This is a genomic window from Solihabitans fulvus (assembly GCF_008386585.1).
GTDB lineage: Bacteria > Actinomycetota > Actinomycetes > Mycobacteriales > Pseudonocardiaceae > Solihabitans > Solihabitans fulvus.
In genome coordinates this window covers 72,164-86,082 of sequence record NZ_VUOB01000011.1, presented here as the reverse complement: position 1 = coordinate 86,082, position 13,919 = coordinate 72,164, and the positions used below count along the sequence as shown (strand labels likewise).

Annotated in this window: 14 protein-coding genes; 10 read left to right on the top strand and 4 right to left on the bottom strand. The window is 72.3% G+C overall.

Annotated features, from left to right (window positions below; all coding sequences use genetic code 11):
- Nucleotides 1-89 precede the first annotated feature (89 nt).
- The gene (locus tag F0L68_RS08045; protein ID WP_149848837.1) at nucleotides 90-1,073 is read left to right on the top strand and encodes an aldo/keto reductase family protein; all 984 of its coding nucleotides are present in this window, start codon (nucleotides 90-92) and stop codon (nucleotides 1,071-1,073) included.
- Between the two features lie 87 nt (nucleotides 1,074-1,160).
- Here the strand turns inward: F0L68_RS08045 and F0L68_RS08040 are convergent, their stop codons facing one another.
- Nucleotides 1,161-1,358, bottom strand: a complete 198-nt coding sequence (locus F0L68_RS08040) for a hypothetical protein (protein ID WP_149848836.1) — start codon at nucleotides 1,356-1,358, stop codon at nucleotides 1,161-1,163.
- A gap of 89 nt (nucleotides 1,359-1,447) precedes the next feature.
- On the opposite strand from F0L68_RS08040, the gene cobU reads away from it, so the two are divergent.
- The 3 genes from cobU (at nucleotide 1,448) to cobS (ending at nucleotide 3,929) form a co-directional block, all read left to right on the top strand.
- A complete protein-coding gene (cobU, locus tag F0L68_RS43405) occupies nucleotides 1,448-1,981 on the top strand; it encodes a bifunctional adenosylcobinamide kinase/adenosylcobinamide-phosphate guanylyltransferase (RefSeq protein WP_223198589.1) in 534 nt (177 codons plus the stop codon).
- Nucleotides 1,982-2,059: 78 nt separating this feature from the next.
- Nucleotides 2,060-3,127 carry a nicotinate-nucleotide--dimethylbenzimidazole phosphoribosyltransferase gene (gene cobT / locus F0L68_RS43400; protein WP_223198588.1) on the top strand — a complete coding sequence of 356 codons (1,068 nt, stop codon included), beginning with the start codon at nucleotides 2,060-2,062 and terminating at the stop codon, nucleotides 3,125-3,127.
- Between the two features lie 52 nt (nucleotides 3,128-3,179).
- Nucleotides 3,180-3,929 (top strand): adenosylcobinamide-GDP ribazoletransferase, encoded by a 750-nt coding sequence (gene cobS / locus F0L68_RS08030; RefSeq protein WP_438672255.1) that lies wholly within the window; start codon nucleotides 3,180-3,182, stop codon nucleotides 3,927-3,929.
- Between the two features lie 108 nt (nucleotides 3,930-4,037).
- Here cobS and F0L68_RS08025 read toward each other — a convergent pair whose 3' ends face one another.
- Nucleotides 4,038-5,138: a branched-chain amino acid aminotransferase gene (locus tag F0L68_RS08025; RefSeq protein WP_149848835.1), complete on the bottom strand. Its 1,101-nt coding sequence runs from the start codon at nucleotides 5,136-5,138 to the stop codon at nucleotides 4,038-4,040.
- A 116-nt stretch (nucleotides 5,139-5,254) separates the two neighbouring features.
- On the opposite strand from F0L68_RS08025, the gene F0L68_RS08020 reads away from it, so the two are divergent.
- A complete protein-coding gene (locus tag F0L68_RS08020) occupies nucleotides 5,255-5,587 on the top strand; it encodes a hypothetical protein (RefSeq protein ID WP_188316454.1) in 333 nt (110 codons plus the stop codon).
- Between the two features lie 18 nt (nucleotides 5,588-5,605).
- Here the strand turns inward: F0L68_RS08020 and F0L68_RS08015 are convergent, their stop codons facing one another.
- On the bottom strand, nucleotides 5,606-6,865 hold the full coding sequence (locus F0L68_RS08015; RefSeq protein WP_149848834.1) for an APC family permease: 1,260 nt from the start codon (nucleotides 6,863-6,865) through the stop codon (nucleotides 5,606-5,608).
- A 205-nt stretch (nucleotides 6,866-7,070) separates the two neighbouring features.
- Here F0L68_RS08015 and F0L68_RS08010 point away from each other — a divergent pair, with 205 nt between their 5' ends.
- The 3 genes from F0L68_RS08010 (at nucleotide 7,071) to F0L68_RS08000 (ending at nucleotide 10,068) form a co-directional block, all read left to right on the top strand.
- Nucleotides 7,071-8,579 (top strand): leucyl aminopeptidase, encoded by a 1,509-nt coding sequence (locus tag F0L68_RS08010; protein WP_149848833.1) that lies wholly within the window; start codon nucleotides 7,071-7,073, stop codon nucleotides 8,577-8,579.
- Between the two features lie 177 nt (nucleotides 8,580-8,756).
- Nucleotides 8,757-9,248, top strand: a complete 492-nt coding sequence (locus F0L68_RS08005) for an OsmC family protein (RefSeq protein ID WP_149848832.1) — start codon at nucleotides 8,757-8,759, stop codon at nucleotides 9,246-9,248.
- 37 nt (nucleotides 9,249-9,285) lie between these two features.
- Nucleotides 9,286-10,068 (top strand): hypothetical protein, encoded by a 783-nt coding sequence (locus F0L68_RS08000; RefSeq protein WP_223198587.1) that lies wholly within the window; start codon nucleotides 9,286-9,288, stop codon nucleotides 10,066-10,068.
- 12 nt (nucleotides 10,069-10,080) lie between these two features.
- Here the strand turns inward: F0L68_RS08000 and F0L68_RS07995 are convergent, their stop codons facing one another.
- Nucleotides 10,081-10,416 carry an oxidoreductase gene (locus tag F0L68_RS07995; RefSeq protein WP_149848830.1) on the bottom strand — a complete coding sequence of 112 codons (336 nt, stop codon included), beginning with the start codon at nucleotides 10,414-10,416 and terminating at the stop codon, nucleotides 10,081-10,083.
- 196 nt (nucleotides 10,417-10,612) lie between these two features.
- Here F0L68_RS07995 and lpdA point away from each other — a divergent pair, with 196 nt between their 5' ends.
- A complete protein-coding gene (gene lpdA / locus F0L68_RS07990; RefSeq protein ID WP_149848829.1) occupies nucleotides 10,613-11,983 on the top strand; it encodes a dihydrolipoyl dehydrogenase in 1,371 nt (456 codons plus the stop codon).
- Nucleotides 11,984-12,037: 54 nt separating this feature from the next.
- A complete protein-coding gene (gene sucB, locus F0L68_RS07985; protein ID WP_149848828.1) occupies nucleotides 12,038-13,798 on the top strand; it encodes a 2-oxoglutarate dehydrogenase, E2 component, dihydrolipoamide succinyltransferase in 1,761 nt (586 codons plus the stop codon).
- Nucleotides 13,799-13,919: the final 121 nt, after the last annotated feature.

Here is a 13,919-nt window from a genome sequence, read left to right as displayed (position 1 = left end):
AGTCATTGTGTTAGGAGCTCTGAGGCCCGAACCTGGAGTGCGCTCCAGATGATTAGCAACCCGAACGACCCGGGGTTAAGCTCGGCGGCATGGAGTTTCGTCGACTGGGCCGTAGCGGCCTGACCATCAGCGAGATCTCGTACGGCAACTGGCTCACCCACGGCTCGCAGGTCGAGGAGGAGCAGGCGCAGGCGTGCGTGCGCGCCGCGCTCGACGCCGGCATCACCACCTTCGACACCGCCGACGTCTACGCGGGCACCAGGGCGGAGTCCGTCCTCGGCCGCGCGCTGGCCGGCGAGCGGCGCGAAGGCCTGGAGATCTTCACCAAGGTGTTCTGGCCGACCGGCACCGGCGAGAACGACCGGGGCCTCGGGCGCAAGCACATCATCGAGTCGGCGAACGCCTCCCTCAAGCGGCTCCAGACCGACTACGTCGACCTGTACCAGGCGCACCGGTTCGACCGCACGGTGCCGCTCGAGGAGACCATGCTGGCCTTCGCCGACCTGGTCCGGCAGGGCAAGGTGCTCTACGTCGGCGTCTCGGAGTGGACCGGCGAGCAGATCACCAGGGGCGCGGCCATCGCCCGCGAGCTGAACGTCCCGCTCATCTCCAACCAGCCCCAGTACTCGATGCTGTGGCGGGTCATCGAGGACCAGGTCGTGCCGGCCTCCGAGCGCGAGGGCATCAGCCAGATCGTCTGGTCCCCGATCGCGCAGGGCGTGCTGACCGGCAAGTACCTGCCCGGCCAGCAGCCGCCGAGCGGCTCGCGGGCTACCGACGAGTCCGGCTCAAGGATGATCGCCGGGTTCATGCGGGACGAGGTGCTGGAGAAGGTGCAGCAGCTCAGGCCCATCGCCGACGAGGTCGGCCTGTCGCTCGCGCAGCTCGCCGTGGCGTGGGTGCTCCAGAACCCCAACGTCGCTTCGGCCATCGTCGGCGCGTCGCGCCCCGAGCAGGTGACCGAGAACGTCAAGGCGGCCGGCGTGAAGCTGGGCGAGGAGATCATGGCCAAGATCGACGCCGTGCTCGACGGCGTCGTCGAGACCGACCCCCGGCAGACCCGCACGCCGTAGTCACGTTCGCCAGTTCCCGTCGCGTCGGGCCCGCCGCCTTTCGAGGTCGCGGGCCCGACGCGTGCCGGGCTCCAACGCAGGCCGGAGCTAGGCGCCGTGCAGGCTCATCGGCCCGTACACCTCGGCCTCGCCGTGCAGCAGCGTGACCTGGTCGGCCCCGGCGTCGCGAAGCTCCTGCCACGCGTCGCTGAGCCAGTCCTCGGCCTCGGTCTGCCCGTCGAACGTCTCGGCGGGGCCGGCCACGTCCCGACCCTGCGCGTCCTGGTACCGCCACCGGTAGTCCATCGCGACCGCCCTTCCTGGAATCCGTTGCCCAGAAAGGTAATGTGACGCGGCCCCCGGCGGAATCGACCGGGCTGCGACCGGAGGTGAGTGTGACGCGACGGACACTGGTGCTCGGCGGCGCGCGCTCCGGGAAGTCCGCCCACGCCGAGGGTCTGCTCGCCGACGCCGCCGCCGTGACGTACGTGGCGACCGCGCGGCGCGACCCGCAGGATCAGGAGTGGGCGGCCAGGATCGCCGCGCACGTGGACCGCAGGCCCCCGTCCTGGCGCACCGTGGAGACCACCGACGTGGCCGCCCTGCTCGACGCCCTCGGCCCGGCGGATCCGCCGGTGCTGATCGACGACGCCGCCACCTGGCTGACCGGCGTGCTCGACGACTGCGGCGCATGGGAGGGCGCCGGGCTCGACGAGGTGGCGGCGCGCTGCGGGGCGCTGGTTGCCTCGGTCGCCCGCTGCCGGTCGCGGGTGGCGCTGGTGTCCGCCGAGGTCGGGTTGGGCGTGATCCCCGCGACCCGCTCTGGCAGGCTCTTTCGGGACCAGCTCGGCTCGCTGAACGCGCGGCTCGCCGAGGTGTGCGACGAGGTGCTGCTGCTCGTCGCGGGCCTGCCGTTGCGACTGCGTTGACCCGGCCCCGGCGTTGACCCGACCCCAGCCCGTTTCGACCAAGCCACGCAACCGTTCCCGCCACACCGGAGGCACTGGATGACCGCCAACGACGACGTCAGGTTCCCCGCCATCCAGGCGCCGGACGGGCAGGTGCGCCGGCAGGCGCTGGCCCGCCAGGAGGTGCTGACCAAGCCGCTCGGCTCGCTTGGGCGGCTGGAGGAGCTGGGCGTGTGGATCTCGGCGTGCCAGGGCGTGTGCCCGCCGAAGCCGATCGCCAGGCCGAGGGTCGTGGTGTTCGCCGGGGATCACGGGGTGGCCAAGCAGGGCGTGTCCGCCTTCCCGAGCGAGGTCACCGGTCAGATGGTGGCGAACTTCCTGGCCGGCGCCGCGGCCGTCAACGTGCTGGCCGCGGCGGCCGGCGCGACCGTGCGGGTCGAGGACCTGTCGGTCGACTCCGACACCCCGGAGCAGGTCCGCCGCTTCAAGGTGCGGCGCAGCTCGGGCGCAATCGACCGGGAGAACGCGCTGACCGAGGCGGAGACCGTCGCGGCGATCGCGGCCGGTAGGGCCATCGCCGACGACGAGGTGGACGGCGGCGCGGACCTGTTGGTCGCTGGCGACATGGGCATCGGCAACACGACGCCGTCCTCGGTGCTGATCGCGGCGCTGACCGGGGCGGAGCCGGTGAAGGTCGTCGGCAGGGGCACCGGCATCGACGATGCCGGGTGGATGCGCAAGACCGTGGTCATCCGCGACGCGCTGCGCCGGGCCCGCAAGGTCAGCACGGACCCGGTGGCGCTGCTGCGCACCGCGGGCGGCGCGGATCTGGCCGCGATGGTCGGCTTCCTGGCGCAGGCCGCGCTGCGCCGAACCCCGGTGATCCTGGACGGCGTCGTCGTCGGGGCGGCCGCGCTCGTCGCCGAGGAACTGGCCCCCGGTTCCCGCGAATGGTGGGTGGCCGGCCACCGCTCGGTGGAACCGGCGCACTCGCTGGTCCTGGACCACCTGAACCTGACGCCGCTGCTGGAGTTCGACATGCGCCTCGGCGAGGGCTCCGGCGCGGTCGCCGCCCTGCCGCTGGTCATGGCCGCCACGCGGATCATGGCGGAGATGGCGACCTTCGAGGACGCCGGCGTCTCCGGCAAGGACGAGCCGACGCAGTGAGGCTCGCCTCCGGCGACGCGGCGGCTGCGCCGAACCCGCGCGGCGGCTGCTCGTGAGCCACGGCCTGCGTCTCGCCGTGTCGTGGCTGACGGTGCTGCCGGTGCGCGCCGGGCGGGTGGACGCGGCGTCGTGCCGGCAGGCCATCACGCTCGCGCCGCTGATCGGGTTGCTGCTTGGCGGTGTCGCGGCGGGGGCGTCGCGCGGGCTGGAACTGCTTGCCGCTCCCCCGCTGCTGGCCGGGCTGTTGGTGGTCGGCCTGCTCGCGCTGCTCACCAGGGGCATGCACCTGGACGGGCTGGCGGACACGGTGGACGGGCTCGGCTGCTACGGACCGCCGGAGCGGGCGTTGGCCGTAATGAAGGACGGCGGGGCCGGGCCGTTCGCGGTGGTGGCGCTGATCGTGGTGCTCGGCGCGGAGGCCGTCTGCTTCGGGTCGCTGCCGCTGGACAACCGAACCGGCGCGGTGGTGCTGGCGCTGACGGTCGGGCGCGCCGCGTTCCTGTGGTGCTGTCGGCGGGGCGTGCCGCCGGCCCGACCGGACGGCATGGGCGCGCTGGTGGCTGGCTCGCAGACACCCGTCGTGGTGTGGGCGTGGTGGGCGGCTCTGCTGGCGGTGTCGGTGCTGGTCGCGCCGGGCCGACCGTGGCTCGGGCCGGTGGCGGTGGTCGCGGCGGGCGCGCTCGTGGTCGCGCTGGTCCGGCACGTGCGACGGCGGTTCGGCGGCATCACGGGTGACGTGCTCGGCGCGGCGGCCGAGTTGGCCACGCTGGTCGTGCTCGTCGTCTGCACGCTGGCCCGCTGACGCACGCGGGCCTCTGCGGTTCTTGTTGCAGCGCAACAGAAACCGCAGAGCCGCACGTCGAATTGCCGTGCCGCGGGGGCCGGCGCCGGGACGTCAGCCCAAACGGGATCAGCCCAGACGAGTCAGCCAGCCGTGCTGGTCGGTGACGGTGCCGTGCTGGATGCCGGTGAGCTGCTCGCGCAGCCGCATGGTCACCTCGCCGGGCTCGCCGCCGCCGACGGTGAACTCGCCGTCCGCGTGCTTGACCCTGCCGACCGGCGTGATCACGGCGGCCGTGCCGCACGCGAACACCTCCGTCAGCTCGCCGGACGCCGTCTTCTTCTCCCACTCCTCGGTGGAGATCCGCCGCTCCTCGATCCCGTAACCGAGGTCGGCCGCCAGCCGCAGCAGGGAGTCGCGGGTGACGCCGGGCAGCAGCGACCCGCTCAGCTCCGGGGTGATCACCCGCGCGTCCGCGCCGGAGCCGAAGACGAAGAACAGGTTCATCCCGCCCATCTCCTCGACCCAGCGCCGCTCGACGGCGTCGAGCCACACCACCTGGTCGCAGCCCTTCTCGGCGGCCTGCGCCTGCGCGACCAGCGACGCCGCGTAGTTGCCGGCGAACTTGGCCGCACCGGTGCCGCCGGGCGCCGCCCGCACGTACTCGGTGCTCAGCCACACGCTCACCGGCTTCACGCCGCCGGGGAAGTACGGGCCAGCCGGCGAGGCGATCAGCAGGTACAGGTACTCCTTCGCGGGCCGCACGCCGAGCGCGGCCTCGGTGGAGATCATGAACGGCCGCAGGTACAGGGACTCGTCCATCGCGTCGGCGGCCCAGCGGCCGTCGACGGCCAGCAGCTCGCGCAGCGAGTCGAGGAAGATCTCCTCGGGCATCTCCGGCATGGCCAGCCTGCGCGCGGACGCCTGGAAGCGACGCGCGTTGGCGTCGGGGCGGAACGAGGCGAGGGAGCCGTCCGGCTGCCGGTACGCCTTCAGGCCCTCGAAGATGGCCTGACCGTAGTGCAGCACCATGGCCGCGGGGTCCAGCGCGATGGGGTGGTAGGGCTCGACCGAGGCATCGTGCCAGCCCTGCTCCGGGTTCCAGCGAATCTTCACCATGTGGTCGGTGAAGTGCTGCCCGAAGCCCGGATTGGCGAGCACCTCCGCGATCCGTTCCGGGGTCGCCGGCTGCGGATTGGGGGTCCGGGTGAAAGGCAACGCTGTCGTCATGGCTGCACGGTAGTCGGTCACCGCGCCGGGCGAAATCCGTTCGATTCGGTGCCGACTCGAACACCGTCCTAGCCAACCGTTACCAAACCGGCGGCCCCGTCTCCTACGATCGGTCCGTGAGCTCAGGCAACCAACCCGGCAGGTCCGCCGGCAGCAGGCACGCGGGCGAGGTCGCACCCGCCAAGCCGGCGTCGGGCGCGGCAGGCGACGTCAAGCAGGTGGCCGGGGCCGCTCTGCTGACCTTCGGCAGCGGTCTCGCGGTGCTCGACGGCTACCTGCTGCTGGACGTTATCGGCGGGCTGCTCGGCATCGTGGCGGCGGCGTTCATCGCGGCATGGTGGTACGGCCAGCACAAGGAGCTGTTCCCTCGGAACGCCTCCGCCAAGGCACTGGTCGTGCTCGGCGTGATCTCCGGCCTGCTGCTGGTGCTGTCGTTCGCGTTCAACTGAGCCGGCCACCGAGCCGGCTCACGATTCGTTCGACGTCCCTTCGGCGCGCTCGACGCGCAGCCTGCCCAGCCGCGCCGACCACCCGGTGAGCGCGGTGCCGACGCACAGCGCGCCGCCGGTCAGCAGCAGCGCCTGGATCGGCATGCTCATGGCCAGCAGCACCGAGAGCCCCAGCCCGAGGCACGCCGTGCGCATCGGCCAGGTGCGGTCCTCCTGCAACAGCAGCCTGGCCGAGGCGTTGGTGAAGGCGTAGTAGAACAGCAGGCAGCAGGACGCCATGCCGATCGCCTGCGCCGGGCTGAGCAGCAGCACCGCCGGCAGCGCGAGCACGCCGCCGACCACCTCCACGCCCCCGCCCGCCCGGACGGTCCGCATCGGCAGGTCGCCCGTCTCGGCCATGGCCAGCACCGTCCGCCGCATCCCGCCGAGCACCCAGAACAGCGCGCCGACGGCGGCGATCCCGGCCCCGAGGTCGACAACGGGGGCCAGCCAGGCCGCGTCGGCGGCGATCATGGCGTCGTGCAGCGGCGCCCTCGACCACGCCAGCCGCGCGGACCCCAGCTGGTGGTGCGCGGCGAAGCCGACGACGAGGCAGCCGACGAACGCGATGCCCATGAGCAGCGGGATCGACCGTCGGGTGGCCCGCTGCTCGCCCTCCTGGGGAGCGGTGACGCGCTCGAAGCCGACGAAGGCCAGGAACATCAGGCCGGCCGCGCCGACGAGGCCGTTCGGGTCGTCGGCGCCGCCGACACCGGCGATGGGGGTCACCGTCAGGACCGGCGCTGGCGGCACCGCGAAACAGGCGGCCACCACCAGCACGAGCACGGCCAGCACGGCGTAGGCGAGCACGAGGCTGACCAGCGGGCTCGGCGTCAGCCGGCGCATCCGCAGCGCGGTGACGGCGACGAGCAGCGCGAGCGCGCCGAGCAGCGGTTGCCCTGGGACCAGGTAGTTGCCGAACGTCCCGGCAAGGGCCGCGGCGGCCGCGGCGTGGCCCGCCAGATACGCGGCACCGGTCAGCCTGCCAGGCCACGGCCCGAGCTGGGCCCGTGTGTTGGCGTAGCCGCCCGCGCCGGGGTAGGCGGCGGACTGGTCCGAGGTGGAGAAGGCGCTACAGGTCGCGGCGAGCGCGGCGAGCGCGACGGCGGGCAGGAACCATTTGCCCGCGAGGGACGCGGCCGGGGCCAACCCGGTGAACAGACCCGCGCCAAGCATCGCGCCGAGCCCGAACAGCACCGAGGTGGATGCGCGCGCCGTCGGAGGGAACGTTTGCGGCACCGGTACACCGTTGCAGACTGCGACGCACGGAGTAACCGCCCGGTCGGTTGACACCCCGTCGGGGGTTGACTACGCACCGCCAGCACAAGTGCCCAGATCACCCAAGCCGCGCGAGAAACCTTTAGCATGCGTCACTACCTGGAACTCCCTCCGCAGCACCCTGCGCCTGGAGCACACGACTCACTTCCCGCACAAGGAGCACTACGTGACCGCGCCGAAACTGGCCCTCACCGACAGCGACCTCAGCACCCTGACCGTTGACGCGGTCGTGGTCGGCACCGTGCAGGGCCCGGACGGCCTGGCGCTCGCCGCCGGCTCCGAGACCGTCGCCGCCGCCTTCGACGGCAAGCTGCCCGCGCTGCTGGAAACCCTCGGCGCGACCGGCAAGGCCGAGGAGACCGTCAAGCTGCCGACGCAGGGCGCGCTGGCCGCCCCGCTGCTGGTCGCCGTCGGTCTCGGCAAGCCCGCCGACGACGGTTCGGTGACCGAGGAGCAGATCCGCCGCTCCTCCGGCGCGGCCGCTCGGGCACTGACGGGCCTCAAGCGCGCCGTCACCACCCTGTCCGCCACGCACCTCGGCGCGGCCGCCGAGGGCACCGTGCTCGGCGCGTACGTGTTCACCGCGTACAAGTCGCAGGCCGGCGACCTGCCGGTCGGCCGCGTCGACCTGGTCACGCCGCCGGCCGCAGGCGCCAAGGACACTGCCAAGGACCACAAGAACACCCTCAAGGCCGCGACCGCGATCGCCGAGGCCGTGTCGGTCACCCGCGACTTCATCAACACCCCGCCGAACGACCTGTTCCCCGGCTCGTTCGCGGACCGCGCCGCCGAGCTGGCCAAGGCGGCCGGCGTCGAGGTCGAGATCCTGGACGAGAAGGCGCTGCGCAAGGGTGGCTTCGGCGGCATCCTCGGCGTCGGTGTCGGTTCCGGCCGCCAGCCGAGGCTGGTCCGGCTCAGCTACAAGGGCCCGAAGGCCGGCAAGAAGGTCGCGCTGGTCGGCAAGGGCATCACCTTCGACACCGGCGGCATCTCGATCAAGCCCGCCGGCGGCATGGAGGAGATGACCTCGGACATGTCCGGCGCGGCGGCCGTGGTGGCCACTGTGGTGCTCGCGGCCAAGCTGAAGTACCCGCTGGAGATCACCGCGACGGTGCCGATGGCGGAGAACATGCCCTCCGGCGACGCCTACCGCCCCGGCGACGTGCTGACCATGTACGGCGGCAAGACCGTCGAGGTGCAGAACACCGACGCCGAGGGCAGGCTGATCCTGGCCGACGCCATCGTGCGCGCCTGCGAGGACAATCCGGACTACCTGATCGACACCGCGACGCTGACCGGCGCGCAGGTGGTGGCGCTCGGCAAGCGCACCGCTGGCGTGATGGGCACGGACGAGTTCCGCGACCGGGTCGCCGCCATCGCGCGGGCCACCGGCGAGGGCGGCTGGGCCATGCCGCTGCCCGAGGAGCTGCGCGCCGACCTCGACTCGCGGCTGGCCGACCTGGCCAACGTCACCGGACACCGCTGGGGCGGCATGCTCTCCGCCGGCATCTTCCTGAGCGAGTTCGTCCCCGAGGGCGTCCAGTGGGCGCACGTCGACGTCGCCGGCCCCGCGTACAACTCGGGCGGCCCGTGGGGTTACACCACCAAGGGCGGCACCGGCGTGCCGGTGCGCACCCTCGCCGCGGTGCTCGCCGACATCGCGGCCAACGGCTGATCACCGGTAGCCAGTAGCCGCGGGATCGTCGAGCCACAACGAGGCCGGCAGTCGCGGGATCGTCGAGCGATAGCGGAAAGCTCGCGCCACAGGGCGCTTTCAGGCCGGGATCAGTGGCCTGAAAGCGCCCTTCGGCATGCTGGGGTCCCGGCACGCCGACGCGGAGGGGGCAGCACCATGAAAGGGCTCACCCAACACCAGTACGAGGTCGGCGTGGTCTGGACGGGGCAACCCGACGGAGCCGCGGCCGACCCGGCGGCGCTCGACCCGGCCGGGCTCGACCACAGCCACGAGATCCGGGTGGTCGGCAAGCCGACGATCGCCGCCTCCGCCAGCCCGGCGCAGTGCGGCGACACCGCCAGGCACAGCCCGGAGGAGCTGCTGGTCGCGGCCATCTCGGAGTGCCACATGCTGTGGTACCTGCGGCTCGCGGCCGAGAACGGCATCGTGGTCACCGGCTACCGCGACACCGCCGTCGGCACCCTGAGCGAGCACCCGGACGGCTCCGGCCGGTTCACCGGCGTCGTGCTCAACCCCGAGGTCACCGTCGCCGATCCGGCCACCCAGCACACCGCGCAGGTGCTGCACGAGCGGGCGCACGCGATGTGCTTCATCGCCTCCTCGGTGAACTTCGCCGTGCGACACGAGCCGGTCACCAGGGTGGCGTGAGGGGCGACCGGACGGAGCGTGGGGCAAGATGCCGCCCGTGAGCACCTGGTTCGGCCGTTGGATCGTGGAGACCGGTCGGTTGCCGCTGTTCTGCTTCTTCGCCGGCACCGTGCTCGGCTTCACGTTCATCCGGCTGTCCGTGCGGCTGATCCGGGCGCAGGTGCGGTGGTGGCCGGGCAACGTGATCCGGGGCGACGTGCACGTGCACCACGTGGTTTTCGGCGTGGTGTTCATGTGGCTCGGCGGGGTGGCCGGGCTGGCGATCCCCGGCGAGGAGGTCGGCTGGCGGGCCGGTGTCGCCGCGGTGTTCGGCGTCGGCTCGGCGCTGGTGCTCGACGAGTTCGCGCTGATCCTGCACCTCAAGGACGTCTACTGGGCCGAGCAGGGCAGGCTGTCGGTGGACATGATGTTCGTCGCGCTGTCCGTCACCGGGATGCTGCTGCTTGGTCTTCGCCCCGCGCTGATCGACGACCTCACCGGCTCGGCGGAGGACGGCTCGCCGCAGGCCGTGCTGATCACCTGGACCGCCGTGCTGATCGACCTGGCCATCGTGGTGATCACGCTGCTCAAGGGCAAGATCTGGACCGGCCTGTTCGGACTGTTCGTGCCGATCCCGCTGCTGGTCGTCGGCGCGATCCGGCTGGCGCGGCCCGGCTCGCCGTGGGCTCGCTGGCGGTACAAGCCGGACCGGCCGAGGGGACTGCGCAAGCTGGCCAGGGCGCGCTGGCGGGAGCAGCGGCTGCGCCAGCCAGTGGCCAGGGCCAAGGTGTGGGTGCAGGAGCTCGTCTCGGGACGGCACGACGCCGTCCCGCGCGACTAGCTGGCCAACTGGCTAGCTGCCGGTGTCGCGCTCCGCGGCGCGTCGGCGCGCGGTGTACTCGCGCATGCGCTTGGGGTAGCCGACCTTCGCGACCTCGTACACGGGAATGCTCAGCTTTCGGCCGAGCTTCTGCGCGCCGTCCACGCCGTCGATGCGCCGCCGCGTCCACTCGCCGTCGTGGGCGATCAACACCACAGTGGTCTCGGTCACCGTGGTGCGCGGTTCGACGTAGGCCTCGACGCCCATGCGGCTGGTCGCCCACTCCTCCAGATGACTGGTGTCCGTGGACGTGGCCGTACGCAGCACACCGGCGCGCTTGTTCCTGCGAAAACGATCGAACAGTCCCATCGGGCCACCTCCTCGGTCATCGACCATCGATGGTGCCAGGTCCGGCCACGCGGCGTGGTCGAACCACGTCAGGAGGACACCCGTACTGGGCCGCGTCGCGACAACCGCGCAGGAAGTGACAAGATGGCCAGGTCCACGCGCGCACCCGCGCGAAAGACATGTCACCACCGTCAACGTTGCCTGTCGAGGAGATCCCGTGACCGACACCTCCGCCGACCTTGTGATCCTCGGCGGCGGCTCGGGCGGCTATGCCTGCGCGTTCCGCGCGGCCGAGCTGGGCCTGTCCGTCGTCCTGATCGAGAAGGACAAGCTCGGAGGCACCTGCCTGCACCGCGGCTGCATCCCGACCAAGGCGCTGCTGCACGCGGCGGAGGTCGCGGACTCGGCCCGCGACGGCGACCAGTTCGGCGTGAAGTCCTCGCTCGAGGGCATCGACATGGCCGGGGTGAACTCGTACAAGGACGGCATCATCGGCGGCCTCTACAAGGGCCTCCAGGGCCTGGCGAAGGCCAACAAGGTCACCCTCGTCGAGGGCGCCGGCACGTTCGTCGGCCCGAACACCGTCGAGGTCAACGGCGACCGGTACATCGGCAAGAACGTCGTGCTGGCAACGGGTTCCTTCGCGCGCAGCCTGCCGGGTCTGGAGATCGGCGGCCGGATCATCACCAGCGACCAGGCCCTGAACCTGGACTACGTGCCGGACCGCGTCGTGGTGCTCGGCGGCGGCGTGATCGGCGTCGAGTTCGCCAGCGTGTGGCGCTCCTTCGGCGCCGACGTGACGATCGTCGAGGCGCTGCCCCGGCTGGTGCCGCTCGAGGACGAGTGGGCCTCCAAGCAGCTGGAGCGCGCGTTCCGCAAGCGCGGGATCAAGTTCAAGACCGGCGTCCGGTTCACCGGGGCCGTCCAGTCCGAGGCGAACGTGACCGTGAGCCTGGAGTCCGGCGAGTCGCTGGAGGCCGACCTGCTTCTGGTCGCCGTCGGCCGCGGCCCGAACAGCGCGGGCCACGGCTACGAGGAGGCCGGCGTCACCATGGAGCGCGGCTTCGTCATCACCGACGAGCGGCTGCGCACCAACCTCCCCAACGTGTACGCCGTCGGCGACCTGGTGCCCGGCCTCCAGCTCGCGCACCGCGGTTTCCAGCAGGGCATCTTCGTCGCCGAGGACATCGCGGGGCAGAACCCGAAGGTCATCGACGAGTCGGGCATCCCCAAGGTCACCTACTGCAACCCCGAGGTCGCGTCGGTGGGTCTCACCGAGGCCGCGGCCAAGGAGAAGTACGGCTCCGCGGAGACCTACGTCTACAGCCTGGCCGGCAACGGCAAGAGCCAGATCCTGAAGACCTCCGGCGGCGTCAAGCTGGTCAAGGCGCCAGACGGCCCGGTGGTCGGCATCACCCTGGTCGGCGAGCGCGTCGGCGAGCTCATCGGCGAGGCGCAGTTGATCTACAACTGGGAAGCCTTCCCGGAGGACGTGGCTCCGTTGATCCACGCCCACCCCACCCAGACCGAGGCCCTCGGCGAGGCGTTCCTCGCCCTGGCCGGCAAGCCGCTGCACGTGCACGGCTGACGTCGGCACAAGGTCAGCCAAGCGAGCAACGAAAGCACGAGGAGTCAGCGAACGATGGCCTTCTCCGTCCAGATGCCAGCGCTCGGCGAGAGCGTCACCGAGGGCACCGTCACCCGGTGGCTCAAGCAGGAGGGTGACCGGGTCGAGGTCGACGAGCCTCTACTCGAGGTCTCCACCGACAAGGTGGACACCGAGATCCCTTCCCCCGCCGCAGGCGTGTTGCAGCGCATCGTCGCCCAGGAAGACGAGACCGTCGAGGTCGGCGCGGAACTCGCGGTGATCGGCGACGGCGCGGACGCGCCCGCCGAGCCGCAGGCCCCCGCGCCCGTGGCCGCCCCGGTTGCTCCGGCCCCCGCGCCGGTCGCCGCCGCGGCTCCCGCGCCCGCCCCGGTCGCCGAGGCCCCCGCCCCGGCCGCGCAGGCCGCGCAGGCCGCGCAGGCCGCCAGCGGCACCTCGGTGACGATGCCCGCCCTTGGCGAGAGCGTCACCGAGGGCACCGTCACCCGGTGGCTCAAGCAGGTCGGCGACAGCGTCGAGGTCGACGAGCCGCTGCTGGAGGTCTCCACCGACAAGGTGGACACCGAGATCCCCTCGCCCGTGGCCGGCACGCTGCTGGAGATCAGCGCGGGCGAGGACGCCACCGTCGAGGTCGGCGGCCAGCTCGCGGTGATCGGCGCGGCCGGCGCCGCTCCGGCCGCCGCGCCTGCCCCGGCTCCCGCGCCCGCCCCGGTTGCTCCGGCCCCCGCGCCGGTCGCCGCCGCGCCGGCTCCCGCGCCGGTCCAGGCCCCCGCCCCGGTTCAGGCCGCGCCCGCTCCCGTGGCCGCGCCCGCCCCGGCGGCGCCCGTGGCCCAGCAGAGCCAGGACGACAGCGCGAACGGCTCGCCGTACGTGACGCCGCTGGTGCGCAAGCTCGCCACCGAGAACGGTGTCGACCTGAACGCCCTCAAGGGCACCGGCGTCGGCGGGCGGATCCGCAAGCAGGACGTGCTCGCCGCCGTCGAGGCCGCCAAGGCCCCGGCACCCGCCGCCGCGCCGCAGCGCGCGGCCGGCGTGCCTGCCGCGCCTGTCGCGTCCGCGGTGGACACCAGCGGCCTGCGCGGCACCGTGCAGAAGCTGCCGAGGCTGCGGCAGATCGTCGCGCAGCGCACCCGCGAGTCGCTCCAGATGTCGGCGCAGCTCACCCAGGTGTTCGAGGTGGACGTCACCAAGATCGCCCGCCTGCGCGCGCAGGCCAAGGCCAACTTCGAGGCCCGCGAGGGCGTCAAGCTGACCTTCCTGCCGTTCTTCGCCAAGGCCACCATCGAGGCGCTCAAGCAGCACCCGAAGCTGAACGCGTCGATCGACGAGGAAGCCAAGACGGTCACCTACCACGGCGCCGAGCACCTCGGCCTCGCGGTGGACACCGAGCGCGGCCTGCTCAACGCGGTGATGCACAACTCCGGCGACCTCAACCTCGCCGGGCTGGCGCACAAGATCGCCGACCTCGCGGCCCGCACCAGGGCGAACAAGGTCACCCCGGACGAGCTGTCCGGCGGCACCTTCTCGCTGACCAACCTCGGCAGCAACGGCGCGCTGTTCGACACGCCGATCATCCAGCAGCCGCAGGTCGGCATCCTGGGTGTCGGCGTGGTGAAGAAGCGCCCCGTCGTGCTGACCGACGCGAACGGCGACGACACCATCGCCATCCGCTCGATGGCGTACCTGGCGCTGACCTACGACCACCGCCTGGTCGACGGCGCGGACGCCGGCCGGTTCCTGACCACCGTCAAGAACCGGCTCGAGGAAGGCTCCTTCGAGGCCGACCTGGGCCTGTAGGCCCGCGCACAGCTGCACCAGGAGGCCCCGTCGCGACAGCGGCGGGGCCTCCGCCGTTCTCCCGCCTAGTGTTTTTCGCACTCCGGCTTTCGTGGGGTCGCGTTCGGGGCCGCCGTCGGCG